Origin of the sequence: Polymorphobacter sp. PAMC 29334, from assembly GCF_019431245.1 — a bacterium.
Classification (GTDB): Bacteria; Pseudomonadota; Alphaproteobacteria; order Sphingomonadales; family Sphingomonadaceae; genus Polymorphobacter_B; species Polymorphobacter_B megasporae.
The window spans coordinates 403,177-428,385 of the sequence record NZ_CP080243.1 but is presented as its reverse complement, the minus strand read 5'-3'; the positions used below and the strand labels follow the sequence as shown (position 1 = coordinate 428,385).

The 25,209-nt window shown below is 69.4% G+C and carries 21 protein-coding genes; 16 read left to right on the top strand and 5 right to left on the bottom strand.

What is annotated here, in order from left to right; all coding sequences use genetic code 11:
• Positions 1–103 precede the first annotated feature (103 nt).
• The 3 genes from KZX46_RS05860 to KZX46_RS05850 are packed head-to-tail and all read right to left on the bottom strand — an operon-like array spanning position 104 to position 3,974.
• Positions 104–1,378: an FAD-binding oxidoreductase gene (locus KZX46_RS05860; RefSeq protein WP_219775863.1), complete on the bottom strand. Its 1,275-nt coding sequence runs from the start codon at positions 1,376–1,378 to the stop codon at positions 104–106.
• Positions 1,375–2,298: an alpha/beta fold hydrolase gene (locus KZX46_RS05855; RefSeq protein ID WP_219775862.1), complete on the bottom strand. Its 924-nt coding sequence runs from the start codon at positions 2,296–2,298 to the stop codon at positions 1,375–1,377. Before KZX46_RS05855 ends, KZX46_RS05860 begins: the two co-directional genes overlap by 4 nt.
• Positions 2,295–3,974: an MDR family MFS transporter gene (locus KZX46_RS05850; protein WP_219775861.1), complete on the bottom strand. Its 1,680-nt coding sequence runs from the start codon at positions 3,972–3,974 to the stop codon at positions 2,295–2,297. Before KZX46_RS05850 ends, KZX46_RS05855 begins: the two co-directional genes overlap by 4 nt.
• 108 nt (positions 3,975–4,082) lie before the next feature.
• On the opposite strand from KZX46_RS05850, the gene KZX46_RS05845 reads away from it, so the two are divergent.
• Positions 4,083–4,697 carry a hypothetical protein gene (locus KZX46_RS05845; protein WP_219775860.1) on the top strand — a complete coding sequence of 205 codons (615 nt, stop codon included), beginning with the start codon at positions 4,083–4,085 and terminating at the stop codon, positions 4,695–4,697.
• A 10-nt stretch (positions 4,698–4,707) separates the two neighbouring features.
• On the opposite strand, the gene hisN is transcribed toward KZX46_RS05845, so the two are convergent.
• Positions 4,708–5,466 (bottom strand): histidinol-phosphatase, encoded by a 759-nt coding sequence (hisN, locus tag KZX46_RS05840; protein WP_219775859.1) that lies wholly within the window; start codon positions 5,464–5,466, stop codon positions 4,708–4,710.
• Positions 5,463–6,641 (bottom strand): CaiB/BaiF CoA-transferase family protein, encoded by a 1,179-nt coding sequence (locus tag KZX46_RS05835; protein WP_219775858.1) that lies wholly within the window; start codon positions 6,639–6,641, stop codon positions 5,463–5,465. The genes hisN and KZX46_RS05835 overlap by 4 nt, the downstream gene beginning before the upstream one ends.
• A 559-nt stretch (positions 6,642–7,200) precedes the next feature.
• On the opposite strand from KZX46_RS05835, the gene KZX46_RS05830 reads away from it, so the two are divergent.
• The 15 genes from KZX46_RS05830 (at position 7,201) to KZX46_RS05760 (ending at position 25,174) form a co-directional block, all read left to right on the top strand.
• Positions 7,201–7,746 carry an FxDxF family PEP-CTERM protein gene (locus tag KZX46_RS05830; RefSeq protein ID WP_216709542.1) on the top strand — a complete coding sequence of 182 codons (546 nt, stop codon included), beginning with the start codon at positions 7,201–7,203 and terminating at the stop codon, positions 7,744–7,746.
• 134 nt (positions 7,747–7,880) lie between these two features.
• Positions 7,881–8,069, top strand: coding sequence for a hypothetical protein (locus tag KZX46_RS05825; RefSeq protein WP_219775857.1), 189 nt, complete (start codon positions 7,881–7,883; stop codon positions 8,067–8,069).
• A 328-nt stretch (positions 8,070–8,397) separates the two neighbouring features.
• Positions 8,398–8,937 carry an FxDxF family PEP-CTERM protein gene (locus tag KZX46_RS05820; protein ID WP_216709540.1) on the top strand — a complete coding sequence of 180 codons (540 nt, stop codon included), beginning with the start codon at positions 8,398–8,400 and terminating at the stop codon, positions 8,935–8,937.
• A gap of 139 nt (positions 8,938–9,076) precedes the next feature.
• Positions 9,077–10,990: a S9 family peptidase gene (locus KZX46_RS05815; RefSeq protein WP_219775856.1), complete on the top strand. Its 1,914-nt coding sequence runs from the start codon at positions 9,077–9,079 to the stop codon at positions 10,988–10,990.
• 1 nt (position 10,991) lies between these two features.
• A complete protein-coding gene (locus KZX46_RS05810) occupies positions 10,992–11,840 on the top strand; it encodes a glycosyltransferase (protein ID WP_219775855.1) in 849 nt (282 codons plus the stop codon).
• A gap of 51 nt (positions 11,841–11,891) precedes the next feature.
• Positions 11,892–12,899 (top strand): NAD(P)-dependent alcohol dehydrogenase, encoded by a 1,008-nt coding sequence (locus KZX46_RS05805; RefSeq protein ID WP_219775854.1) that lies wholly within the window; start codon positions 11,892–11,894, stop codon positions 12,897–12,899.
• Between the two features lie 128 nt (positions 12,900–13,027).
• Complete coding sequence (locus KZX46_RS05800) at positions 13,028–14,665, top strand: TldD/PmbA family protein (protein WP_219775853.1); 1,638 nt, start codon at positions 13,028–13,030, stop codon at positions 14,663–14,665.
• Between the two features lie 25 nt (positions 14,666–14,690).
• A complete protein-coding gene (locus tag KZX46_RS05795) occupies positions 14,691–16,025 on the top strand; it encodes a TldD/PmbA family protein (RefSeq protein ID WP_219775852.1) in 1,335 nt (444 codons plus the stop codon).
• A gap of 5 nt (positions 16,026–16,030) precedes the next feature.
• On the top strand, positions 16,031–16,747 hold the full coding sequence (locus KZX46_RS05790; RefSeq protein ID WP_219775851.1) for a DUF4159 domain-containing protein: 717 nt from the start codon (positions 16,031–16,033) through the stop codon (positions 16,745–16,747).
• A 22-nt stretch (positions 16,748–16,769) separates the two neighbouring features.
• Positions 16,770–17,759, top strand: a complete 990-nt coding sequence (locus KZX46_RS05785; RefSeq protein ID WP_219775850.1) for a MoxR family ATPase — start codon at positions 16,770–16,772, stop codon at positions 17,757–17,759.
• A 6-nt stretch (positions 17,760–17,765) separates the two neighbouring features.
• Positions 17,766–18,656 carry a DUF58 domain-containing protein gene (locus KZX46_RS05780; protein WP_219775849.1) on the top strand — a complete coding sequence of 297 codons (891 nt, stop codon included), beginning with the start codon at positions 17,766–17,768 and terminating at the stop codon, positions 18,654–18,656.
• Positions 18,653–19,795 (top strand): BatA domain-containing protein, encoded by a 1,143-nt coding sequence (locus KZX46_RS05775; RefSeq protein ID WP_219775848.1) that lies wholly within the window; start codon positions 18,653–18,655, stop codon positions 19,793–19,795. Before KZX46_RS05780 ends, KZX46_RS05775 begins: the two co-directional genes overlap by 4 nt.
• Positions 19,792–21,942 (top strand): DUF4175 domain-containing protein, encoded by a 2,151-nt coding sequence (locus KZX46_RS05770; protein WP_219775847.1) that lies wholly within the window; start codon positions 19,792–19,794, stop codon positions 21,940–21,942. The genes KZX46_RS05775 and KZX46_RS05770 overlap by 4 nt, the downstream gene beginning before the upstream one ends.
• 65 nt (positions 21,943–22,007) lie before the next feature.
• Entirely contained in the window at positions 22,008–23,744 is a 1,737-nt protein-coding gene (locus tag KZX46_RS05765; RefSeq protein ID WP_219775846.1) for a carboxypeptidase regulatory-like domain-containing protein, read from the top strand.
• Between the two features lie 77 nt (positions 23,745–23,821).
• Positions 23,822–25,174, top strand: a complete 1,353-nt coding sequence (locus KZX46_RS05760) for an MATE family efflux transporter (protein WP_219775845.1) — start codon at positions 23,822–23,824, stop codon at positions 25,172–25,174.
• Positions 25,175–25,209 lie beyond the last annotated feature (35 nt).

Below are 25,209 nucleotides of genomic sequence, written 5' to 3'. Positions count from 1 at the left end.
TTCGATCGGCTGACGATGAGAAAGAGCGAACGCCGCCCGGTGGCGATTCGAGCCGCCGACGCTACGTGCGCGGCTGGGGTGTAGGACAGCGAATTCTCGCTCGCTACGCGCGTAGTCGCCCAGGGGCATATGCTGCCGGGTCGACCGATCCCGGCGGCAGGCCGAGCAGTGCCCGCGCGGCGAGGTCGCCCGCCGCCGGGGCGGTCTGGATGCCGAAGCCGCCCTGCCCGACGCACCAGAAGAAACCGGGGACGTCGGTGTCGAAGCCATAGACCGGGTTACGGTCGGGCGAGAAGGTCCGCAGCCCGGCCCAGCTTCGCTCGACCCGGCGAACGCGGGCGGTCGTCGCGTGCTCGAATCGGTCGATCGCGACGGCGATGTCGAGTTCCTCGGGCGCGGCGTCGCGGGCGACATCGGCGATCTCGTCGTGCGGCGACAGCCACAGGCGCCCGCCGTCGGGCTTGAAGTAGAAGCTCCCCGCGGCGTCGAACACGACCGGCAGGTCGGCGGGTGGGGCGGGGTCGACATCAAGGACGACCATCGTCCGCCGCAGTGGCGTCAGGCCGAGCGGCGCGACCCCGGCGAGCGCGGCGAGATGGTCGCCCCATGCTCCGGCGGCATCGACGAGGGTGGTCGCGGTGAAGTCACCCGCGGTTGTGGCGAGATGCCAGAGATCTTCGCTTCCCCTCCCCTTCAGGGGAGGGGCGAGAGACGGCGCCCTTGCGCCGGCCCGGGGGTGGGGAGCTTCGGTGTTGGAATACCGCGACTCCCCCACCCCCGGCCCCTCCCCTGAAGGGGAGGGGAGGCCCTCGTGGGGGGGGTCCGCTTCATCTGCGGCGCGGCGATCCGCCCTCTCGACCCGCGCGCTGCACACCAGCACCGCCCCGGCGCGCTTCGCTCCGCTGAGGAACCCCGCATGCAGCGCCGCGACATCGATGTCGTGGCAATCGGGTTCGAGCAGACCCGCGCGCTCCCAGCCGCCGCCGACGATCGGGTAGCGCGCCGCCATCGCCGCCGCATCGACGACCCGCGTCTCGACGCCGAAGCCGTCGAAGTCGGCGGCGATTGCAGCGAGCGCGCCATCTTCTCCCGGCGCGGAAATGTGGAGCGCGCCCCGCGGGGACAGCAGCGGGTGCGCCGCGAAGCCCGGCGGCGGCGTGTCGAAGAAGGCGCGGCTCGCCGCCGATAGCGGGACGACACCCGCGCCGCCGTAGGTCGGCTCCCAGAATGCTGCCGAGCGCCCGGTCGTGTGATAGCCCGGCGTGTCCTCGGCCTCGAGCAGGACGATCGACCCCGCGCCATGTGTTCCAAGAAAATAAGCGAGGCTCGCCCCGGCGATGCCCGCGCCGACGATGGCGATGTCGTAATGCGTGGTCATGCAATGAACCCATCGATGCGGGCGAGGACCGGGTTGCGGATCGCGTCGGCCTCGCGGAGCAGTTCGTGCGCGGCCGCGGCGATCGGTTCGACCTGCGCGTGCGGCAATCGCTTCGCCAGCCGCGCCGCCGCCGCGCTGTCGACGAGCCGGTCGTTCGCCGCGGTCAGGATCAGCAGCGGGGTCGTCACGGCTTCGAGGATGCCGGGTGCGGTCAGCGCATCGAGCGACGCGAACGCCGCAGCGATCCAGCCGTTGGTGACACCGGCGATCCGCAACCCGGGGTCGTGGTCGACCCAATACCCCTCGTCGGCGACGCGCTCGGGGTCGCTGCTCAGCCGGCGGGCGCGGATCGCATTGCCCGCCTGCGCCGCGCCCGCGCCCGGGGCATAGTCGCTCGCCTTGCCGCGCGCGACTTGGACCGTCGCGATAATGCGCGCGAGCCACGGGCCCACCGGCGCCGCAACCAGCCCAAGCAACGGCGACAGTAGCACCGCGCGGTCGATCGAGCCGGGCTGCGCGCTCAGGTGGCGGAGCAGCAGATGCCCGCCCATCGAATGCGCAACGGCGAAATACGGTGGCGGCAGACGCTCGCGAAACCACGCGACCTGCTCGCCGAGATCGGCCACGAGCGCGTTGAAGCCGGTCGAGTGCCCCTTATCCGGCGTGTCGCCGAGCCGCCCCGACAGGCCTTGCCCGCGCCAATCGAACGCCGCGACGCCGAAACCGCGGTCGTGCCAGTGCCAATAGCTTTCGGCGTATTTCTCGATGAAGTCGCCGCGCCCGCCGATGAACAGGATCGAGCCCCGCGTCGGTGACGCCGCCGCCCAGATCATCGACCGCAGCCGCCAGCCGTCGCGCATCGGCCGCAGTTCGGTCGCGGCACCGGGGGGAAGTGCGCGACGTCGCGCGAGGTCACTCATTCGGCGGGCGCACCGGCTTCGATCGCGACCATCTCGCCCGCCTCCTCGCGCCCGCGCAGCCGCCGTCCCGGAACCGCAAGGGTGACGATGAACGCGCCGAGGAACAGGATCGCGCTGATCGGGAACAGCCCGAGGATCGCCGCCGAGAAGCTCGCGCGGATGCCGTCGCCGGTCCGGGCAACGCGGTCGGGATCGGTCACGCCGTTCGCGGCGAGCGTGGTTTTCAGCGCCGCCGGGTCCATCGCCAATGCCTGCGCGTGGCTCATGTCGACCGACCCGGCGCGGACGAGGTCGGGCGCACGGCGCGGCAACTCGGCGGTCAGCGTATTGGTCAGGATCGCACCGAACAAGGCGACGCCGATCGTCGAGCCGATCTGTCGGAAGAACTGCGCGGATGCCGTGGCGACGCCGACACGCCGCGGCTCGACCGCGCTCTGGATCGCCAGCGTGAACATGCCCATCGCCGGGCCGAGCCCGAGGCCGAGGACTGCCAGGCGCAGCATCAGAGCATTGCGTGACGTCTCCGGCCCGACCTGCAGCATGAGTCCGACGCCGAGGAGGCTCAGGAGTCCACCCACCACGAGAACCGGCTTGTATTGCTTCGTCTTGCTCGCCGTCCGTCCGGAGACGACGCTGCCGACGAGCACGCCCCCCATCAACGGCAGGAGGGCAAACCCGCTCGCGGTCGCGGTGACGCCCCGCGCGACCTGCAAATAGAGCGGCAGGAACATGACGATGCCCATGAAGGCGACGTTGATGATGAACAGCGCGAGGTTGCCGCGCGCGAACACCGGGTTGGCGAACAGCCCGAGCGGGACGACGGCATGGTCCTTGTTCCGCGAATAGAGCAACAGCACGGCCAGCCCGGCGACCGCGCCGCCGAGCATCGCCACGATCACCGGCGACCCCCACGCATAAGCGTGGCCGCCCCACGTCAGCGCGAGCAGCAGCGGCACGAAGGTCATCAGGATCAGCGCGCTGCCAATCCAGTCGACCCGCCGCTCGCCGCCGACCTGCCCGCCGGTGTTCGGCAGACGGTTGAGCAGGATCCATAACGCCACCGCCCCAAGCGGGAGATTGACGTAGAAGACGAAGCGCCAGCCGCTGATGACATGGCCGAACAGCACCGTCGTCGCGTGTTCGGTCAGCGCGCCGCCGATCACCGGCCCGGCGACGCTCGCAAATCCGAACATCGCGCCGAACAACCCGGTGTACTTGCCGCGTTCGGCGGGGGGGACGATATCGGCGATCGTCGCGAACGCCCCCGTCGTCAGCGCGCCGGCACCGATCCCCTGGAGCGCGCGGCAGACGATCAACTGGTTCATGCCGTCGCCGACGATCGGCACCGAGCCGAACTCGCCCGCGAGCCCGCACAACATCGAGCCGATCAGGAAGACGACGACGCCGAAGACGAGGATCGGGCGTCGCCCGTACAGGTCGCCGAGCTTGCCGTAGATCGGCACGACGACGGTCGACGCGAGCAGGTACGACGTCCCGACCCACGCGATGCGTTCGAGCCCGTGGAGCTCGGCGATGATCCGCGGCATCGCCGTCGACACGATCGTCTGGTCGAGCGCCGACAGCAGCAGCACGATCAGCACCGCGCCGATCGCGAGGCGGCGTTCACCGGTTTCGAGACGATATTCGGGAGCCGGTGCAGCGACTGTCATGATCATCGATTAGCAGCCGGGGACTTGTCGAACCACCCCGTTCGCCGCATGTGCGGCGAGACGTGACACACTCTTGCCGCGCGTGCGGCGAGGCGCGACTGCGGAGCGAAGCCGATGGCCACGACGTACGAATTCAGCCTTGCCTATGCGCTCTGGGCGCTCGGGGGACTTGTCCTCGGCTTGCTCCTCGGACGAATTTTCCGGCGGACGGTGCGCGTTGCCGCGGTCGCCGATACGGCGGGGCTTGCCGCGGCGCGGACCGAGGCGGCGCAGGCGCAGCGCGAGCTCGCCGCGAGCCGCGAGGCGATGCGCCCGCTCGCCGACGAGGTCGACCGGCTCAAGCGTGAAAACGCCAAGCTGCGGCGGACCGCGCAGGAGCCGCTGCCGCTGACGACGCCGCTGGCAACTCCGGCGCTGGGTGCTTCAGTGCTTGGGGCCGAGCCGCTCGTTTCCGAACCGCTCGCCGGGACCGGGCCGATCGTCGCTGGGGTCCCCGGCATCCGCGCGCTCAAGGGAGTCGGCGACAAGTTTGCCGCCGCGCTCGAAACGATCGGCCTCGACTCGGTCGACAAAATCGCGCGGCTGAACGCCGACGAGGCGCTTGACGCCGACGCCCAGCTCGGCGCGTTTAACGGGCGGATCGCGCGCGACCGGCTGGTCGAACAGGCGACGTTGCTCGACGAGGGGCGGACGACCGAATACGCCGCGCGCTTCGGCACTCCGGGCTAGGCGGCCCCCACTAACCAGCCAGCGTCGCCAGCACTTCGGCGAGCAGCGCGGGATCGCCCGCCGCGACGACGCGGCCGTCGCTGCCGCGACGCAGCGGCGCGCCGGCCCAGTCGGTCATCACGCCGCCGGCACCGGTGACGACGGGAACGAGCGCCGCCCAGTCGTAGACCTTGAGTCCCGATTCGACGACGAGGTCGAGGCACCCGGTCGCGACCAGCCCGTAATTGTGATTGTCTCCGCCATATAGCACGTCGCGCGCCGCAGCGCGGACCCGCTGGAAGGCTTCAAGGTCGTCGAACATATACGGTGAGGTCGTCCCGACATGCGCCCCCGCCAATGCCGGGCAGACTCGCACCCGCACCGTCGCGCCGTTGAGCGTCGTTCCCTCCGGGGTGCCGATCCAGCGGTCGCGGGCGATGCACTGGTCGATCACGCCGAGTACCGGGATGCCGTCCTCGAGCAAGGCGATCAGCGTCCCGAACAGCGGCCGCCCGGCGATGAAGGCGCGGGTCCCGTCGATCGGGTCGATCACCCAGACCCGCGCCGCGTCGGGGCGGTCCTCGCCGTATTCCTCGCCGATGATGCCGTCACCGGGGCGTTCGGTGGACAGGATTTCGCGGATCGCGGCTTCGGCGGCGCGGTCGGCGACGGTGACCGGCGACGCGTCGTCCTTGGTTTCGACCGCAGCGAGGTTGCGGAAATGCGGGCGGATCACCGCTCCGGCAGCGTCGGCGAGGCGGTGGATCAGGGCGATGTCGGCGTCGTTCATAAACCTAGGTCCGCCAATATCATTGCGCGATGCTCGTCGAGCGCCGGGGCCTTCCCCCGCACCGCAGGGTCGGCATAGCCCGACAGCTTGACGGGATTGCCCGCCGCGAGCAGCGGCGAGCCGTCGGGGAAGCCGGTCGTGATCGCCATGTTCCGCGCCTGCACCTGCCGGTGGCCGAGCGCCTGCGCGACGTCGTGGAGGGGACCGCACGGCACGCCCGCCGCCTCGATCACGCCGAGCCAGTGCGCCGCATCGCCTTCCGCCAGCCGCGCTTCGAAGATCGTCGCGAGCGCGTCGGCATGGTCGGTCCGGCTGGCGTTGGTCGCGAAACGCGGATCGCTGAGCAGACCGGGGAGGTCAAGCGCGGCGGCAAGCGTCTTGAACAGTGAATTATTCCCAGCCGCGACGACGATATGCCCGCCCCGGCAGGCATAGGCCGCGAACGGCGTGATCGACGGGTGCCGCGCGCCGAGTGGCCCCGGGGCGACGCCGGTTACGGCATAGCGCGCGACGGCGTTCTCGAGGATCGCGATCTGCCCGTCGAGCATCGCGACGTCGACGAACAGTCCCTCGCCGGTACGCTCGCGGTGGTGCAGCGCGGCGAGGATGCCGGTGACGGTGAACAGCCCGGCGGTGATGTCGCCGATCGACGTGCCCACCCGCGTCGGCTTGCCTCCGGGCCAGCCGGTGACCGACATGATCCCGCCCATCGCCTGGACGATCATGTCGTACGCGGGCTTGTCGCGGTCGGGGCCGGTGTGGCCGAAGCCCGACGCGGCGGCATAGATCAGCCGCGGATGCTTGGCGTGGAGTGCGTCCCAGCCGAGCCCGAGCCGCTCCATGACACCCGGGCGGAAGTTCTCGACGAGGACGTCGGCGCGCGCGACCAGCGCGTCGAACACGACGCGGTCGCCGGGGTCGGCGAGGTCGAGCGCGATCGATTCCTTGCCGCGGTTGATGCTGGCGAAATATGCCGACTGGCTGGGGTCGCCCGCCTTGAACGGTCCGATGTGGCGGCTGTCGTCGCCGCCGGGGTTGCCCGCGGTTGCGGGCCGCTCGACCTTGACCACCCGCGCGCCGAGATCGCCGAGGACCATCGTCGCATACGGCCCGGCGAGAACGCGCGACAGGTCGACGATCAGCAGGTCGTCGAGCGGGCCGGAGGTGGAGGGCATGGCGGCGTCGTAGCCGGTCAGCCCGGCGGACGGAAGCGAAGGTTACGCCGCCGTCTCACTGTGCGGCGTTAACCAGTTGCGTTCTACCGCATCCGATTTGCCGTCCGTGCCCTCCGCCGATGTAATTCTGGAGTTAGCCAGTTGGCCACTGCTTTATTTTGCCGCGTGCCGGGCGAATCCGGTGCCCTACCGGGAACCCCGCTCAGGACGTGCGAATACTATCGCCCTGCCACGTCCAAGGCGGCAGAGCTGCTACGATCAATAGTATTGGATATCGGCAAATACTGATTTTGTAGATCGCTCGCGGCGCACTCTGACATTGTATTCTATTGCGGAAACGCAACGAACTTCGTCAAAAAATATCTTTAGGCCGCGGAACGAAACCCAGCATCGTAAACATGTCGGTCATCTTTACACTGACCTAGTAACCATTGAATTTGGGATGAGCGTAATCAATGGCTTATCCGGCCCCTAGGTTTTGGCACAACGTTTGCATGGTTAACAGCGCTGGTGTTGGGGGATCGGCGTATCTCGAACGCTTTCCGTGGAGCAGATTAACATGATCAAGATTCTTTCAATCGCCGCAGTTGCCCTGATGGCAACCCAGGCTTCGGCGCTGACGAAGATCGTTCCGCTGGGCTTGATCGTCGTTCCGCCGACGCAGACGTCTTCGCTCGGCACGACGTTCTTCACCAACGGCGACAATAGCGCGTATTACGAGTTCACGGTGTCGCAGCCGAACACGGCTGGCGTGAGCAGCTTTACGAACAGCGCGGTCGGCAAGACGGGCTTCTTCAACTTCTCGTCGATCGGCCTGTACGAGGGTCTCGGGACCAGCGGCACGCTGCTCCAGACCGGGACGATCGTCCCGCGCAATGACGGCGGCACGACGCAGGCGTACCTCGATGAGTACACCTTCACTGCAGGCAAGAGCTATACGATCGCCTACTCGGGCAAGGTCGTCGGCGAGCCCGCATCGGTCGGCAGCAGCATCACCTTCGCGCTTGCAGCCGTTCCCGAGCCGGCCTCGTGGGCGCTGATGATCGTCGGCTTCGGCATGGTCGGTTACTCGGCCCGCCGCCGCACTGCGGTCGTCACCGCTTAAGCGGACATCTACGGATCTTAAGGGGGGCGCGCTTCACGGCGCGCCCCCTTTTTTCGTCCCGGTTGGTTCGCACCTGGTTAATGAAGGGTTTGCGAAATGGCCGCCTCGGGCAAAGACGCCTGTGGAGGGGCGTGATGTCCGAAACCGTGCTGGATTATGTCGTCAAATCCCGGAACGGCACCTGGAGCGTTTTCAAGCGCACTCAGGATAGCCGACGGGGCTGGCTCAAGACGTACGAGCTGTCCTGCCATGCGACCCGCGAAACCGCGGTTGCCGAAATGCGCGCGCGCAATCTTGCTCATGTCGCGACCCAACCCGAATAGACACATCTGCGTGATGGCCGACGCGATGTCCGCCCGTCTGCCGTCGTCGGTGCAGTCGCCAGTCGATCGGCTCTTAATCGAGATAGAAATGCGCCGACGGGTGCCGCGTTAAGCACGTTCCGACCGTCAACCCATTTCGTTGTGTAAACGAAACGAAATTAAAGTGTCGGGTTAGTTTACACTTATGAAGGCGGCGATATTTCTTGCTTGAACGATATCAAGACGTTCGCCTGTCGGACGGGTTTGGCACGATGCTTGCGTAAGGGATTATGCTGGGCCTGGGGGGCTGGCGCCGACCCACGATTTTCGTCTCGAATGAGGACAATATATGATCAAGGTTATCTCAATCGCCGCATTCGCCCTGATGGCGGCCAAGGCGTCTGCAGTTACCATGCTCGTTTCGCTCGGCGCGATCGTTGTCCCGCCGACGCAGTCGTCGTCGTTCGGCATCACTTTCCAGAAGAATGGTGCGAACACCGGTCTGTACGAGTTCACGATCTCGCAGGCGAATACGGTTGGTGTCAGCAGCTTCACCAACAGCGCCGTCGGTAACATCGGTGTGTTTAATTTCGCGTCGCTCGATCTCTACAAGGGTACCGGCACGGCCGGATCGCTGCTCGCGACCGGCACGATCGTTCCGCGCGCCGGCGGCACGACGCAGGCCTATCTCGGTTCCTACACCTTCGATGTCGGCAGCTACACGATCGCCTACACCGGCACCGTCCGGGGCCGTCCGGCGAGCGTCGGCAGCAGCATCACCTTTGCGATGGCGGCGGTTCCCGAGCCCGCTTCGTGGGTCATGATGATCGCTGGTTTCGGCATGGTCGGCTTTGCGGCCCGCCGTCGCAACTCGGCCGTCACCGCCTAAATTTCGTTCAAGTCCGACACGAGGGGCGCGCCGTAAGGCGCGCCCCTTTTTCGTTGTGACTGCATGCTGCCCGGCGCGGGGGATGACGCCCCCTGCAGACCGGCTATAAGAATGCAGCTATCTTGGGGTCCGACCGATTATGCTGCTTGCGCTTGCCGCCGTTCTCGCCGCCGCCACGCCCGACGCCGGGCTCCACCGCTTCCGCGAGGTCGCCTTGTCTCCGGCCGGCGAAGTCGCCGCGGTCGAGAGCGTCGTGCCGATCGATACCGGCGCGACCGACCCGCACACCGCAATCGTCGTCCGGTCGGCAACCGGCAGCATTCTTCGCCGGATCGACCCGTGCCCGACGTGCGGCTACGGCGCGCCTGCCTGGTCTCCCGACGGTGCGTCGATCGCCTTCGTCGTCACCGACCGCGCGACGAGCACCGCGACGCTGACGGTTGCGAGCGGGGGCAAGCTGCGCTCGCTCGCCTCGGTTCGCGGCGTTGCCCAGACCCCGCGCTGGTCGCCCGACGGCAAGACGATCGCACTGCTCGCGACCGAGGGTGCGACCAAGGCGACCGGTGCGGTCGAGGCCGGCGCGGCGCAGGTCGGCGAGATCGGCGCGGCCGACGACGAGCAGCGGATCGCGGTCGTCCCCGCCGCCGGGGGACCGCTGCGGATGGTCTCGCCGTCCGACACCTTCGTCTACGAATACGACTGGACCCCCGATGGGCGCGGCTTCGTCGCGACGGCATCGAAGGGCAACGGCGACGATAATTGGTGGGTCGCGAAGCTGATCGCGGTCGATGCCGGCGGCAGCGCAGCGCGGGTGATCGCCTCGCCCAAGACCCAGCTCAATCTGCCGCGCGTGTCGCCCGACGGCAAGACGGTCGTCTATATCGGCGGGCTGATGAGCGACTTCGGTCCGGTCGGCGGTGACCTGTATGCGGTCCCGTTCGCGGGCGGCACCCCGGTCAACCTGACCCCGGGAATGAAGGCGACGGTCCGCTCGCTGGCGTGGAAGGGGGCCGACCCGGTCGCGGTCCGGCTTGTCGGCGACCAGAACGAGATCGACCGCGTCGCGCTGACCGCGACCTCGGCGAGCTTCACGCCGTTGTGGTCGTCGTCGGCGACCCCTGACGCTGCCGACGGCGACGTCGCGATCAGCCGTGACGGCACGCACTTCGCCGCCTCGATCGAGGATTTCGAACACGCGCCGGAGATCGCGACGGGGAGCCTGGCGGGCAGCACGCTCGCGCTGACGCCGATCACTCGTGAGAATGCGGCGCTCGGGTCGAACGCGGTTGCGACGAGCATCAAGTGGAAGAACGAAGGCTTCAACGTCCAGGGCTGGCTGCTCGCACCGAAGACGCTCGTGCCCGGGCGCAAATATCCGATGATCACGATCATTCACGGCGGCCCGTCGTCGGCGACGACCCCGTCGTATCTGTGGAACGGCACCGTCCGCCAGCTGATCGAGCGCGGCTATTATGTCTTCCAGCCGAACCCGCGCGGCAGCTATGGGCAGGGTGAGGCCTTTACCCGCGCCAACGTCCGCGACTTCGGCGGCGGCGACCTGCGCGACATCCTCGCCGGGGTGACCGCGGTCGAAAAGGCCGCCCCGGTCGACGACAAGCGGCTCGGCGTCTACGGCCACAGCTATGGCGGGTTCATGACGATGTGGACCGTGACGCACTCGACCCGCTTTAAGGCGGGCGTCGCGGGCGCGGGCATCGCCAACTGGATCAGCTATTACGGCCAGAATGGCATCGACAAATGGATGATCCCGTTCTTCGGCGCGAGCGCGTACGACGACCCGGCGATCTATACCAAGCTGTCGCCGCTGACGACGATCAAGGCGGCGAAGACCCCGACGCTGATCTATGTCGGTGAGCGCGATGTCGAATGCCCGCCCGCGCAGTCGGTCGAGTTCTGGCACGCGCTCAAGGAGGTCGGGGTGCCGACGAGCCTGATCATCTATGCGGGCGAGGGTCACCGCATTCGCAAGCCCGAGAATATCCACGACCGCGAGACGCGGACGATCGGCTGGTTCGACAAGTACCTCAAGTAACATGCCCGCGGTCAGCGTCATCGTCCCGCACTTCGAGGATCTCGCAAGCCTCGGCCTGTGCCTCGATGCGCTCGCTGCGCAGACGTTTCGCGATTTCGAGACAATCGTCGCCGACAATGCCTCGCCCGCCGGAACCGCTGCAGTCGAGGCGGTGATCGCGGGGCGGGCGACGCTCGTCATCGCGCACGAGCGCGGTGCGGGGGCTGCGCGCAATGCCGGGGTCGCGGCGGCAGGCGCAGAGATCCTCGCCTTCACCGATGCCGATTGCGTCCCCGCGCCGGGCTGGCTCGCTGCCGGGGTTACCGCGCTCACTCAGGCCGATCTCGTCGGCGGGGCGATGCGCGTCTCGTTCGCCGACGAAGCCGCGCCGACTGCGGTCGAGGCGTTCGAGCGCGTCTTCGCCTTCGACAATCGCGCCTACGTCGAGGGCAAGGGCTTCAGCGTCACCGCCAATTTGTTCACCCGCCGCGACGTCTTCGACAAGGTCGGCGGCTTCCGCGCGCATGTCTCGGAGGACGCCGACTGGTGCCTGCGCGCGCGCGATGCCGGCTACCGGATCGCTTATGCGGCCGCCGCCGTCGTCGCGCATCCGGCGCGGCGGACGTGGGAGCAACTGACGCGGAAATGGGAGCGGCTGGTTCGCGAGAGCGCGGCGCTGCACACGGCGCGCGGCGGGGGTTCGGCGGGGTGGCAGGTGCGGACGCTGCTGCTGCCGGTGTCGGCGGTTGCGCATCTGCCCAAGGTGCTCGGATCGGCGAAGCTGCCCCGCATCGCCGACCGCATCGCCGCCGCCGGGGTCCTGTTCAAGCTGCGGCTGTGGCGCTTCACCGCCGCGCGCCGCCTCGCCTGAAACGTGTAGAGCGTCCCGAACTTAATCCGTTCCCAGCCTCGAGGATTCACGATGCGCGCGATCGAACTTCAGGCGCCGATATCACTCGAGCGGCTGACCCTCGTCGACCGGCCCGACCCCGGCCAGCCAGGGCCCGGCGAGATCCGCGTCGCGCTTCACGGCAGCACCTTGAACTTCCATGATCTGGGCGTCGCGACAGGCCGGATGGGTGCCGCCGCTGGCCGCATCCCGCTCGCCGATGGCGCGGGCACAGTCGAGGCGGTCGGCCACGGCGTCACCGAATTCGCCGTCGGCGACATGGTCGTGTCGTGCTTCTTCCCCGACTGGCAGGATGGCACCGCCACCGTCGGCGACTTCAGCCGGACGCCGGGCGACGGCATCGACGGCTTCGCGCGCGACTTCGTCGTCCTCCCTGCAACAGAATTCACGCTCGCGCCGAAGGGTTACGACGCGGTCGAGGCAGCGGCGATCACCACCGCGGGGCTGACTGCGTGGCGTGCGCTCGTCGGCGACGGCGGCCTCAAGGCGGGCGACAGCGTGCTGCTCCTCGGCACCGGCGGCGTCTCGATCTGGGCGTTGCAGATCGCCAAGGCGATGGGTGCAACGGTCGCGATCACCTCGTCGTCGGGCGACAAGCTCGACCGCGCCCGGTCGATGGGAGCCGACTTCACGGTCAATTACCGCGAGCAGGCCAACTGGGGCGCGGTCGTCCGCGACTGGACCGGCGGGCGCGGCGTCGACCATGTCGTCGAGGTCGGTGGCCCGGGGACGCTTGCGCAGTCGATCGATGCGGTCCGCGTCGGCGGGCATATCTCGCTGATCGGCGTGTTGACCGGGATCAGCGGCGAGGTTCCGACCGCCGCGCTGATGGGCAAGCAGGCGCGGCTGCAGGGGCTGATCGTCGGCAGTCGCCGCCAGCAGCAGGATTTCGTCCGCGCGCTCGACGCCAGTGGCATCAAGCCGGTGATCGACCGCCGCTTCCCGCTCGAGCAGCTCGCCGACGCGTTTCGCCACGAGATGAGCGGCAGTCACTTCGGCAAGATCGGCGTCGAATGGTAGGCGCGGGGATCGGGTCGCAAGCAAAAGGCACCGCCTGATCGCCCCGTACGCGCGTCGTTAAATTTTGCCTTCCGTACCAACTACCCGTCGTGCATGATTGCGGGTAGACCTTCGTGCGGAGAGAGACCTTGCTGAGACGTGACTTCCTCACCGCATCCGGCTTCGGGCTCGGCGGTTTCGTACTCCCCGCGACGTTCGGCAAACTCATCGCCGCCGAGGCACTCCTCGACGGCGCAATCCCCGTCACGGTCAAGAAGACCCTCGCCGACGCCGCGCTCCAGGCGGCAACCGCGGCGGGGGCGAGCTACTGCGACGTTCGCGTCGGCCGCTACCTCCGCCAGTTCGTCATCACCCGCGACGCGCATGTCGAAAACGTCGTCAACACCGAATCGATCGGGGTCGGCGTCCGCGTCATCGCCGGCGGGGCGTGGGGCTTCGCCGCGACGAACGACATGACCACCGACGGTGTCGCCACCGCCGCGCGGCAGGCGGCGGCGATCGCCAAGGCCAATGCGCGCAACCAGACCGCCCCGGTCCAGCTCGCCCCGACCCCGGGGGTCGGCGAGGTGTCGTGGCGCGCGCCGATCCGGACCAACGCGATGTCGGTGCCGGTCAAGGAAAAGGCCGCGCTGCTGCTCGACGTCAATGCCGCGGCGCTCGCGAACGGTGCCGACTTCATCAACTCGGTCCTGTTCTCGGTCAACGAGCAGAAGTATTTCGCCTCGACCGACGGCTCGTACATCGATCAGGACGTCCACCGCATCTGGCCGCTGATGCGCGTCACCGCGGTCGACAAGGCAACCGGCAAGTTCCGCACCCGCTCCGAACTGTCGGCGCCGATGGGCCTCGGCTACGAATATCTCGACGGCAACAAGGCCGACCAGACCGTCCTGCCCAACGGCGTCGTCGTCTTCGGCAAGTCATACGACATGAAGGGCGACGCGATCGCGGCGGCGAAGCAGGCGCGCCAGAAGCTCAAGGCGCCGTCGGTCAAGCCGGGCAAGTACGATCTCGTCCTCGACCCGTCGCACACCTGGCTGACGATCCACGAATCGGTCGGCCACCCGACCGAACTCGACCGCGTCCTCGGGTACGAAGCCAATTACGCCGGGACGAGCTTCGCCACGCTCGACAAGCGCGCGAACCACTTCAAGTACGGCAGCGACCACGTCACGATCGTCGCCGACAAGATCCAGCCGGGCAGCCTCGGTGCGGTCGGCTACGACGACGAAGGCGTCAAGACCAAGCGCTGGGACCTGATCAAGGACGGCGTCCTCGTCGATTACCAGGTCATTCGCGACCAGGCACACATCATCGGCAAGACCGCGTCGGACGGCTGCTGCTACGCCGACTCGTGGTCGAGCGTGCAGTTCCAGCGGATGGCGAACGTCTCGCTGCTGCCGGGCAAGGCCAAGCTCAGCGTCCCCGACATGATCAAGGACGTCGAAAACGGCATCTACATCATCGGTGATGGCTCGTTCTCGATCGACCAGCAGCGCTACAACGCCCAGTTCGGCGGGCAGCTATTCTACGAGATCAAGAACGGCAAGGTCGGCGAGATGATCGAGGACGTCGCCTACCAAATCCGCACGCCCGAGTTCTGGAACGCGTGTGTCGGGGTCTGCGACGACCGCGACTATCGCCTCGGCGGCTCGTTCTTCGACGGCAAGGGCCAGCCGGCGCAGGTGTCGGCGGTCAGCCACGGGTCGTCGACCGCGCGCTTCAACGGCATCAACGTCATCAGCACCGCCCGCTCGCTCGGTTGATCCGCGCTCCAGGAGACATATTCAGATGAGTATCTTCACCGAGGCGCAGGCCAAGGCGATTCTCGACAAGGTCATCGCGCTGTCGAAGGCCGACCAGTGCACCGCCCAGCTCAAGGGCTCGATCGACGGCAACGTCCGCTTCGCGCTCAACAACGTCTCGACCAGCGGGATCGTCAGCAACGTCGACCTGTCGGTCGAGGTTGCATTCGGCAAGCGCGTCGGCATCGCGACGATCAACGAATTCGACGACGCCGCGCTCGAACGCTGCGTGCGTCGCGCCGAGGACCTCGCCAAGCTCGCCCCCGAAAACCCCGAGTTCGTCCCTGCGGTCGAGAAGCAGGCATACAAGCCGACCGCGACGTTCAGCCCGGCAACGGCGGCGATCACGCCCGAGTATCGCGCGCAGGTTGCCGCCGACTCGATCCAGCCGTGCAAGGCCGAGAAGCTCGTCGCCGCGGGCTTCCTCCAGGACGGCCAGAGCTTTGTCGCCTTCGCCAACAGCAAGGGCAACTTCGGCTACCAGCAGGCGACCAACGTCGATTATACCTGCACCGTCCGGACCGACGACGGTCGCGGTTCGGGCTGGGTCGGGCACAACCTGCAGGACGCCAAGGCGTTCGATGCCAGCGCCGACATCCGCATCGCGATGCGCAAGGCGAGCGCATCGGCCGATGCCAAGGCGATCGAGCCGGGCAAGTACACCGTCATCCTCGAGCCCGTCGCCGCGGCGGGGCTGCTCGCGTTCATGTTCAACGACTTCCGCGCACGCGAGGCCGACGAGGGGCGCAGCTTCCTGTCGAAGAAGGGCGGCGGCAACAAGCTCGGCGAACAGATCTTCGATCCGCGCGTCAATTTCACCGCCGACCCCGGCCACCCCGACGCGCTTGTCATGCCATGGGACGACGACGGCCTGCCGCGCGAACGAACGCCGATCGTGACCGACGGCAAGGTCGCCAACCTGCAATACACGCGCTTCTGGGCGCAGAAGCAGGGCAAGCGCGCGGTCGGCGAACCCGGCAACATCGTCATGGCGGGCGGCACCAAGACGACCGCCGAGCTGATCAAGACGACCGCCAAGGGCATCCTCGTCACGCGCACCTGGTATATCCGCATGGTCGATCCGCAGACCGTGCTGCTCACCGGGCTGACCCGCGACGGGACGTTCTACATCGAGAACGGGCAGATAAAATATCCGCTCAAGAACTTCCGCTTCAACGAATCCCCGGTGATCATGCTCAACAACATCGAGGAGCTGGGCAGGCCGGTCCGGGTCAAGGGCGACGAGTCCGACCTGATCATGGTCCTGCCGCCGATGAAGCTGCGCGACTTTACCTTCACCTCGCTGTCGGACGCGGTCTGAGCCGGATGCCGGGTCTAACCCGGGGGGACTTTCTGCGCCTGGCTGCCGGCGGCCTCGCCGGGGCATTGATCGAGGCTCCGCTGCGCGCGGCGGGCGCGGTCGCGCGCGGCTACGACTTCTGGTTCACCCGGCTCAAATACGAGTCGGGGGACTGGGATCTCGACCAGCGGATGCCGTCGAACCTGATCACCTCGCTGATCGACTACACCAGCCTGCGCGTCGACCCGAAGGAGCGGATCGTCGCGCTCGCCGACCCGGCGATGCTCGCCGCGCCATTCTGCTACATGACCGGGCACAAGCTCGTCGAGTTCAACGCCGCCGAGCGCCGCAACTTCGAGCGCTATGTGCGCAACGGTGGATTCGTCCTCGTCGACGACTGCAACCACGACATCGATGGCCTGTTCGCCAAGTCGTTCGAGCGGCAGATGGCGGCGATCTTCGGCCCCGCCGCGCTGAAGCGGCTCGCGCCAAATCACCCGGTCTTCCGCAGCTTCTTCAAGGTCGACGGGCCGCCGAACACCGCGTTCGAATTGAACGGCTGGGGCGACGACCTCATCCACGATTACCTGCGCGGGATCACGATCGATGGCCGCCTCGGCCTGCTCTACAGCAACAAGGATTACGGCTGCGAGTGGGACTACGACTGGCACAACAAGCGTTTCCTCGCCGAGGACAACACCAAATTCGGGGTCAACATCGTGATGTACGCCCTCACCTCGTGACCCTTCAGTTCGCGGAGCCGCAATGACGATTTCCGAAGCCGACGTCGAAGCGCGGCTGGCGCGGCTCGGCGACCTCAAACGCGCGATCGCGACCGCGATCGTCGGGCAGGACGAGGTTGTCGAGCAATTACTGATCAGCCTGCTCGCGGGCGGTCATTGCCTGCTCGAAGGCGTCCCCGGGCTCGGCAAGACGCTCCTCGTCCGCACGCTCGGCGCGGCGCTCGACCTCCAGTTCCGCCGCGTCCAGTTCACCCCCGACCTGATGCCGAGCGACATCCTCGGCACCGAACTGCTCGAGGAGGACCACGGCACCGGGCACCGCAGCTTCCGTTTCCAGCCGGGGCCGATCTTCACCAACCTGCTCCTCGCCGACGAGCTCAACCGGACCCCGCCGAAGACGCAGGCGGCGCTGCTCGAGGCGATGCAGGAGAAGACCGTCAGCTACGCCGGGGTGACCCACGTCCTGCCCGACCCGTTCTTCGTCCTCGCGACGCAGAACCCGATCGAACAGGCGGGCACCTATCCGCTCCCCGAGGCGCAGCTTGATCGCTTCCTGCTCAACATCCGCGTCGATTATCCGAGCGAGGCCGAGGAGCGCGATATCCTCGTCGCGACGACCGGCGGCGCGGGCGCGAAGGTGCCGAAGGTGATGGACGCCGCCGCCGTCGTCGAGCTCCAGGCGCTCGTCCGCGACGTCCATGTTGGCCCCGACCTGCTGCTGTGGGTGACGCGCATCGTCCGCGCCACCCGGCCCGCTGCCGGAGCGTCGGCCGAGGTCCGCAAATACATCCGCTGGGGCGCAGGCCCGCGCGCGGGCCAGTCGCTGATCCTCGCGGCGAAGGCGCGGGCGCTGCTGCGCGGGCGGCTGGCGGCGACGCGCGAGGATGTGACCGCGCTCGCCGCGCCGGTGATGCGCCACCGCCTGCTGCTGTCGTTCGCCGCCGAGGCCGACGGGCGCAGCGCCGATGATGTGATCGCCGAGGTACTGCGCGGTGTCGCGTTTCCAGCGTGACGTGACATGGTCGACCTGATCCCGCCCGAGGTCCGCAGCCGGTTGCGGGGCTTGCGCCTGTCGTCGCGCCGCGCCGCCGGGCAAAGCGGGATCGGCGCGCACGCCAGCCGCAGCCGCGGGTCGGGGCTGGAATTCGCCCAGTACCGCGCCTACGAACCCGGCGACGAGCTGCGCCAGATCGACTGGAAGCTCTACGCCCGCTCCGACCGCTTCTTCGTCCGCGAAGCCGAGCGCGAGAGCCCGCTGGCGCTGTGGATCGTGATCGACGCGAGCGCCTCGATGGCCCAAGCCGACGGTGCGCGCGACGGCTGGTCGCGCCTCGATGCGGCGAAGTCGCTCGCCGCGTGCCTCGCCGAACTCGCGTTGCGCGAGGGCGACCGCTTCGGCTGGATCGTCCTGCGCGACGACGGCGTCCGTCTTGCCGTCCCCGGAAACGGCCTGCGCCAGCGCGACCGGCTCCTCGTCGAGCTATCGGCGCTGACCGCTGGCGGTGGCTTCCCCGAGCCTGAAAAACTCGCGCCGTTGTGGGAGCGGATCGGCGCGCGCGACCTCGTCGTCGTCCTCAGCGACCTGTTCGACGACACCTGCGTCGCGCTGATCGAACGGCTCTCGGCGGCGCGGCGCGAGGTGCTCGCGGTCCAGCTGCTGACCGTCGAGGAGCGCGACTTCCCCTTCGCCGGGGGCCACCGCTTCGTCGATCCCGAGACCGGGGTCGAACTGCTCGGCGACGGCCCGGCGATGCGCGCCGACTTCGTCGCGCGGTTCGCTGCGGCGCGGGCCGCACTCGCGGCACGACTGGCAGCGAGCGGCATCGGCTTCGCAGCCCATGTCCTCGACGAGGCGATCGACGCGCCGCTGCGGATCCTGTTCGGCGCGCGCGAGGCGGCGGCGCGATGACCCCGATCCTGCTGTTTCCGCTCGGGCTGGCGGCGCTCGCCGCGCTCGCGGTGCCGCTGGCGATCCACCTCGCGCGGCGCAGCGAACTCGCGCGGATCGACTTCGCCGCGCTGCGCTGGCTTGCGGCGAAACCGCGCCCGCGCACCCGGCTGCGCTTCGACGAATGGCCGCTGCTGATCGCGCGCCTGCTCCTGTTCGCGCTCGTCGCACTGTGGCTGGCGCGCCCGACGGTCTTCGGGAGCAGCACGGGCGGGCAGTGGGTGGCGGTGGTTCCCGGCGCCGACCTTGCAGCGGTCCCGCACGACGCCAGTGCGCAGCGGCGCTGGCTCGCCCCCGGCTTTCCCGCGCTCGATAACAAGCGCCCCGACGGCGCGATCGCGGTCGCGAGCCTGCTCCGCCAGCTCGACGCCGAACTCCCGCCGGGGGCAAGCCTCCGCGTCGTCGTCCCGGCGCAGATCACCGGTGCCGACGCCGAGCGACCGCGCCTGTCACGCCCCGTTGCTTGGCAGATCACACCTGGAGCGATGACCGCCGCCCCCGCCCCCGCAGGCACACTGCCGCCCGTCTTGAGCGTGCGCTATCCGCCCGAGCGCCGCGACGCGCTCCGCTATCTCCGCGCCGCAGTGATCGGCTGGACCGCGCCAGGGAGAGCCCCGGTGTTCGATGCTGAGCCGCCGTCCGCGCCGTTGCCGCCATACCCCGCGAACCTCGTCTGGCTTGCGCCCGGAGACCTTCCGGCGGCGGTGCACGACTGGGTCGCCGGTGGCGGGACTGCGTTGCTCGCAGCCGACGCCGGCCCGGTCGCGGCGCACGTCGTCTGGCGCGACGCGGTCGGCGCAGCGCTCGCAACCGCCGAGCCGCTGGGCCGGGGCCGCATCATTCGCCTCACCCGCCCGCTCGATCCGGCGGCGATGCCGCAACTCCTCGAACCCGACTTCCCCGAGCGATTGCGCGCATTGTTCGATGCCCCCCGTCCGGCCCCGGCGCGGGTCGCGGCGATCGACTATGCCCCGCTGACCGGCGGCGCGATCTACCCGCCGCCCGCGCGCGACCTCCAGCCGTGGCTCGCGCTGGTCATCGCAGCGATCTTCGTCATCGAGCGCTGGCTGGCGACCGGGCGGCGGCGGGGGACCGCGTGACCGCTGCATTCCGCCCCGTCGATCTCGTTCGCCCGGCGCAACGGCGGCACATCACCGATGATGTGCTCGTCGGCGCTCCCGCCGCCGCGGTGGCCGCTGCGATCGCGTGGCGCGCCGTCGGACCGCTCCCGGCAGTCGCCGTCGCGGTCGTCGCGCTTGCGGTCGTCGTGGCGGTCGCCGTGCAGCGGGCGCAACGGCTCGATCGCGGCTGGCTGATTGGGCGGCTCGATGCGGCGCGGCCCGACCTCGACGACAGCGCCGACCTGTTGTTCGCCGACGACGGCGGGCTGACCCCGCTGGCGCGACTCCAGCGGAGCCGCATCGAACGCCGCATCGCCGCCGCGATGCCCGACCTCCGTCCGTCATGGTCGGCGCGACGGATCGGCCTCACATGGCTTTTGGCGCTTGTTGCGATCGCAGCGATCATCCTTATCCCTGATCGGCGATCGTCGACTATCCTCGCGCCGAGCAGCGAGGATGTACCGGCCATCCCCGGAGTCCCCCGCCTCGTCGGCCAGCGGCTGCGCATCATCCCGCCCGCTTACACCGGCCTCCCGCCACGCGATGCGGCGGCCCTCGATATCGCCGCGCCACAAGGATCGCGTCTCGACTGGACGCTGACCTTCGCGCCGGAGCCGCCCGCCGCCGATCTCGTTCTCGCCGACGGCAGCCGGACCCCGCTGACCCGCAACGGGGCGGTCTGGACCGCGCGGCGCACCCTCGACCGGTCGCTGCTGTATCGCGTCGTGCCGCGCGCGGCGGGGGCGGCGGTGCCGCGTCTTCACCGGCTCGACGCGGTCATCGACGCGCCGCCGCAGGTCAAGGTCGTCGCGCCCGACCGCAGCCTCAGCCTCGTCACCCCGGGGCAGCACAGTTGGCCGCTGGTATTCGCCGCAACCGACGATTACGGCGTCGCCGAATCGGCGCAACTCCACCTGACGATCGCCGAGGGTGACGGCGAGAACGTCAAGTTCCGCGAGCAGGTCGTTACCGTCCACGGCACCGCCAGCGCCAGCGCCAGCAGCACCGGCAGCGCGACCGCTCGGCGCTTCGCGGTCGCGGTCGACCTTGCGGCGCTCAAGTTCGTCGCGGGGAGCGATCTCGTCGCGCAGCTCGTCGTCACCGACAACCGGACGCCGGGGCCGCAGACCGCGCGCAGCTCCAGCCTCATCCTGCGCTGGCCCGCGAGCGAGGGCGAGGCGATGGGGATGGAGGGCGTCGTCACCCGCGCGCTCCCCGCCTATTTCCGCAGCGAGCGCCAGATCATCATCGACGCCGAGGCGCTGCTCGCCGCACGCCCGCGTCCCGCGCCGCCGCGTTTCCTCGCCAAGTCGGACAGTATCGGTGCCGATCAGCGGCTGCTGCGGCTGCGCTACGGCCAATTCCTCGGCGAGGAGCAGGAGGGGAAGACCCCGCCGCCGCCAACCGCCGATGCGGCTGCCCCAACCGCCGACGCGCCGACCACCCCGCCTCCCCCGACCGCCGAGGGCGATGGCAAGGTCACGCCGCCGCGCTTCGGCAGCGAGGCCGATACGCTCGCCGATTATGGTCACGTCCACGACGAGTCCGAGGCGGCGACGTTGCTCGATCCGGGGACGCGCAAATCGCTGAAAGGCGCGCTTGATGCGATGTGGCAGGCCGAACTCCATCTGCGGCAAGGTGATCCGGCGGCGGCGCTGCCGTTCGCTCACACCGCGCTCGGGCTGATCAAGCAGGTCCAGCAGGCGACGCGGCTGTTCGTCGCCAAGGTCGGGCCCGAGCTTCCCGCGATCGACGAGACGCGGCGGCTGACCGGCAAGCGCGACGGCCTCGCGCATCGCGACCTGCCGCCGGTGGCGGCGACCGCAGCCGATCCGGCCCCGGCGGCGATCTGGCGCGCGCTCGCCGCGACGGGCAGCGTCGACCCCGCGCAACTGGCAGCGCTCGAAGCATGGTTGCGGACCGATCCCGCGGGGGTCGACGACCGGCTCGCCTTCGCCGCGGCGATCGACGCGGTCCGCCGCGAGCCCGGCTGCAGCGACTGCCGCGAAGCGCTGCGCGGGCTGTTGTGGCGCGCGCAGGTCCGGCCCGCCGCCGCCGTCGCACCGCGCGCCGCCGCGACCGCCGAAGGCCGCCGCTACCTCGACGCGCTGCGAATCACCCCGTGACGATTGTGCTCGCATGGATCCTCATTGTGGCCGCTGTGTGCGGTGCTGTGCGGACCGGCGTGCGCGTGCGGAAAACACCGGTAGGAGAACGGGATAGACCGTGGCGGACGGCAATCCTGCTTGCCGCCCAGGCAATCTGTGCGGCGCTGCTCTACCTGACCCTGCAGCCCTTGACCGCGCTGCCGGGCGGCACATTGACCGTCCTCACCCGCCACGGCGGGACGATCCTCGGCGGCAAAAACCTCGTCGCGCTCCCGGAAGCACCGGCGATCGCTGGGGCCCAGCGGGTTCCCGACCTCGCCACCGCCCTGCGCCGCTTCGCACCCGCCCGCCTCAAGATCATCGGCGACGGCCTCGAACCCCGCGATATCGCGGCGGCAGCAGGCATTCCGGTCGATTTTTCTCCGCAAACCGCCACATTGGGGCTCGTCCGCGTCGATTTCCCGGCTCCGGTCGCCCCCGGGGCAAGTTTCGAGGTCGGCGGCCAGGTCCGCGGCATCACCCAGCCCGCAGTCGATCTCGTCGATCCCGCGGGCAGCCGCGTCGACACCGCAGTCCCCGATGCCGCCGGAAACTTCGTCGTCTCGGGCACCGCGCGCGCGCCCGGACCCGCTCGCTTCACGCTGCGGCTTCGCACCGGATCGCGCCTCGTCGAGGAGACCGCGGTTCCGGAATCGACTGTCGCCGTGCCCGCGATGCGCCTCCTCCTCCTCGCCGGCGCCCCGGGACCCGAGGTCAAATACCTCCGCCGCTGGGCGACCGAGGCTGGATTGGCCGTTCACACCCAGATCGCGACCGGCGGCGGCCTCGCGCTCGGCGACGCGCCGCTGGCGATCACGCCCGCGACGCTGGCGCGGTTCGACATCGCGGTGCTCGACGAGCGGAGCTGGTCCGGACTGACCCCCGGCGAGCGCAGCGCGATGCTCGCGGCGGTGCGCGCCGGGCTCGGGCTGCTCGTCCGCATCGACGGACCGCTGTCCGCGCCGGATCGTAATGCGCTGCAATCGCTTGGCTTTGCCGTTGCGGCGGGTGAGGGGAGCACCCCGGTCGCGCTCGCGGCACCAACGGCCGACGAGGCTGCCCGCCTTGCCCGCGATGGACCGGGGAGCAGCGACGCCCCGGCACGCATAAACCGCGACGCTGCGGTGCCGGCGCTGACGCGGTGGGGGGTGAGGATTGGCGCGGCTGCCGCGAGCCCGCTGGTCCGCGACGCGCACGGCGCGACGATCGCGGCGTGGCGGGCCGACGGCGAGGGACGCATCGCTCTGTGGCCGCTCGACGACAGCTTCCGGCTCGTGCTGGCGGGGTCCGACGCGCGCTATGGCGAGTTGTGGCGTGCCGCATTCGCCACACTCGGCCGCGGTGCAGGGCGCGCGACGACTAGGATCGAGCAGCCGGCGTGGGTCGGACAACGCATCGCGCTCTGCGGGCTGACCGGCACCGCGACCGTTACTGCACCCGATGGCGGCGTCGCGACGCTCGTCGACGAGCCCGCCGCCGGATGTGCCGCCTACTGGCCGCGGGTCGCGGGCTGGCACCAGCTTCGCCAGAGCGGCCAGTCCGCGCCGACGTCATTCGCGGTGGTCGCGGCTGCGGCGCTGCCGAACGTCCGCGCGGAGGCGACCCGCGACGCGACGCTGCGGCTCGCTTCGAGGCAGGGCTCTCTCTCTCCCGCGATGTCCCCGGGTTCGATCGGGCCATGGCCGTGGGCCTTCGCGTGGCTGGCGGTTTGCGCTGCGCTGTGGTGGTTCGAACGGTCGAAAATCGGGGTCGCGCGGCGAACTGTCCACGCGCAGCCGTAACCGGGTCGCAGCCGGACGCGGCGATTTCGAGCCGTTGCCGTGACTTGGCGCGCCCGACCGGCTAATGAGCCGCGGCCATGCACGACGTCACCCTCGACCAGAAAGACCATATTCCGATCCGCCTCCGCGATCTCCTGACCCTTGCCGGGCCGGTCGTTGCGTCGCGGCTCGGGATCATGGCGATGGGGTTGGTCGATACGCTCGTCGTCGGGCGCTATTCGGCGACCGAGCTCGGCTTCCTCGCGCTCGCCTGGGCGCCGACGTCGATCGTCCTGACCACCGGCATCGGGCTGTTGTCGGGGGTGCAAGTCCTGACCAGCCAGGCGATCGGGGCAGGGCGCGACGCCGAGACCGGGGCGATCCTGCGGCGCGGGCTGGTCTATGCCTTCTGGCTCGGCATCGCCGCGATCGTCGTCCTCGCCGGTCCGGGGGCGCTCCTCCTCCGCCACATCGGCCTCGACCCGGCGCTGTCGGCGGGGGCGGTACCGGCGCTGAGGATGCTCGCACTGTCGCTGCTGCCGATCCTGATCGTCGACTCAGGCATCTTCTGGCTCGAGGCGCACGGTCATCCGCTCCCCGGCACCGCGGCGATGTGGGCGGCGAATGCCGTCAACCTCGCGCTCAACCTATGGCTGGTCCCCGGGCATTCGGGGCTGCCGGTCGCGGGCGCGGTCGCCAGCGGCTGCGCGACGCTCGCCTCGCGGACCGCGCTGCTCGGCTTCGTCGCCGCGTACATCCTGTGGTGGAAGCGGTCGCCCGGCCTTGGCGTCTTCACCGCCCCAAGGCCCGACCGCGCCGCCGCCGGGGCGCTGCGCCGGGTCGGCTATGCCGCGTCGCTCAGCTATGCTGTCGAAAGCGGGGCCTTCGCCTCGATGACCATCGTCGCGGGCTGGCTTGGCGCGACCGCGGTGGCGAGCTGGGCGATTGTCATCAACCTCGCCGCGATCATCTTCATGGTCCCGCTTGGCCTTGCGACGGCGACGGCAGTGCTGGTCGGCCGAGCGTATGGCGCGGGCGACCTCGCCGGGGTCCGCCGAGCCGGGTTGCTCGGCTTCGGCACGGCGATTGCGGCGACGGCGCTGATCTGTGCCGCCGTCGGCATCGGTGCCCCGGCGATCGCGGGGTCGTACACCCACGACCCCGCCGTTGTCGCGATCACCGTCGGGGCTCTGTGGCTGTCGTGCCTGTTCTACGTCAGCGACGGGCTCCAGGTCGTCGGGGCGCAGGCGCTGCGGGCACGGGGCGACATCTGGACCCCGACCGCGACCCACTTCCTCAGCTACATCGGGGTGTTGATCCCGGTCGGCTATGTCGCTGCAATCCCGCTCGGCCTCGGCGTCCCCGGCATCGTCTGGGGGACAATCGCCGCGAGCGCGATGGCGGCGGCGTTGCTGGTCGGGCGCTTCTTCTGGCTCGGGCGATCAGCCTAGCGCGGGTCCATAATGCTCGACCACCGGCATCGGGT

Bases quoted from the DNA above. Each gene is read 5' to 3' on its own strand.
- KZX46_RS05835 (WP_219775858.1), bottom strand. From the start codon at position 6,641: ATGCCCTCCACCTCCGGCCCGCTCGACGACCTGCTGATCGTCGACCTG.
- KZX46_RS05805 (WP_219775854.1), top strand. From the start codon at position 11,892: ATGCGCGCGATCGAACTTCAGGCGCCGATATCACTCGAGCGGCTGACC.
- KZX46_RS05820 (WP_216709540.1), top strand. From the start codon at position 8,398: ATGATCAAGGTTATCTCAATCGCCGCATTCGCCCTGATGGCGGCCAAG.
- KZX46_RS05785 (WP_219775850.1), top strand. From the start codon at position 16,770: ATGACGATTTCCGAAGCCGACGTCGAAGCGCGGCTGGCGCGGCTCGGC.
- KZX46_RS05825 (WP_219775857.1), top strand. From the start codon at position 7,881: ATGTCCGAAACCGTGCTGGATTATGTCGTCAAATCCCGGAACGGCACC.
- KZX46_RS05790 (WP_219775851.1), top strand. From the start codon at position 16,031: ATGCCGGGTCTAACCCGGGGGGACTTTCTGCGCCTGGCTGCCGGCGGC.
- KZX46_RS05780 (WP_219775849.1), top strand. From the start codon at position 17,766: ATGGTCGACCTGATCCCGCCCGAGGTCCGCAGCCGGTTGCGGGGCTTG.
- KZX46_RS05760 (WP_219775845.1), top strand. From the start codon at position 23,822: ATGCACGACGTCACCCTCGACCAGAAAGACCATATTCCGATCCGCCTC.
- KZX46_RS05795 (WP_219775852.1), top strand. From the start codon at position 14,691: ATGAGTATCTTCACCGAGGCGCAGGCCAAGGCGATTCTCGACAAGGTC.
- KZX46_RS05830 (WP_216709542.1), top strand. From the start codon at position 7,201: ATGATCAAGATTCTTTCAATCGCCGCAGTTGCCCTGATGGCAACCCAG.
- KZX46_RS05810 (WP_219775855.1), top strand. From the start codon at position 10,992: ATGCCCGCGGTCAGCGTCATCGTCCCGCACTTCGAGGATCTCGCAAGC.
- KZX46_RS05850 (WP_219775861.1), bottom strand. From the start codon at position 3,974: ATGATCATGACAGTCGCTGCACCGGCTCCCGAATATCGTCTCGAAACC.
- KZX46_RS05855 (WP_219775862.1), bottom strand. From the start codon at position 2,298: ATGAGTGACCTCGCGCGACGTCGCGCACTTCCCCCCGGTGCCGCGACC.
- hisN (WP_219775859.1), bottom strand. From the start codon at position 5,466: ATGAACGACGCCGACATCGCCCTGATCCACCGCCTCGCCGACGCTGCC.
- KZX46_RS05845 (WP_219775860.1), top strand. From the start codon at position 4,083: ATGGCCACGACGTACGAATTCAGCCTTGCCTATGCGCTCTGGGCGCTC.
- KZX46_RS05860 (WP_219775863.1), bottom strand. From the start codon at position 1,378: ATGACCACGCATTACGACATCGCCATCGTCGGCGCGGGCATCGCCGGG.
- KZX46_RS05775 (WP_219775848.1), top strand. From the start codon at position 18,653: ATGACCCCGATCCTGCTGTTTCCGCTCGGGCTGGCGGCGCTCGCCGCG.
- KZX46_RS05815 (WP_219775856.1), top strand. From the start codon at position 9,077: ATGCTGCTTGCGCTTGCCGCCGTTCTCGCCGCCGCCACGCCCGACGCC.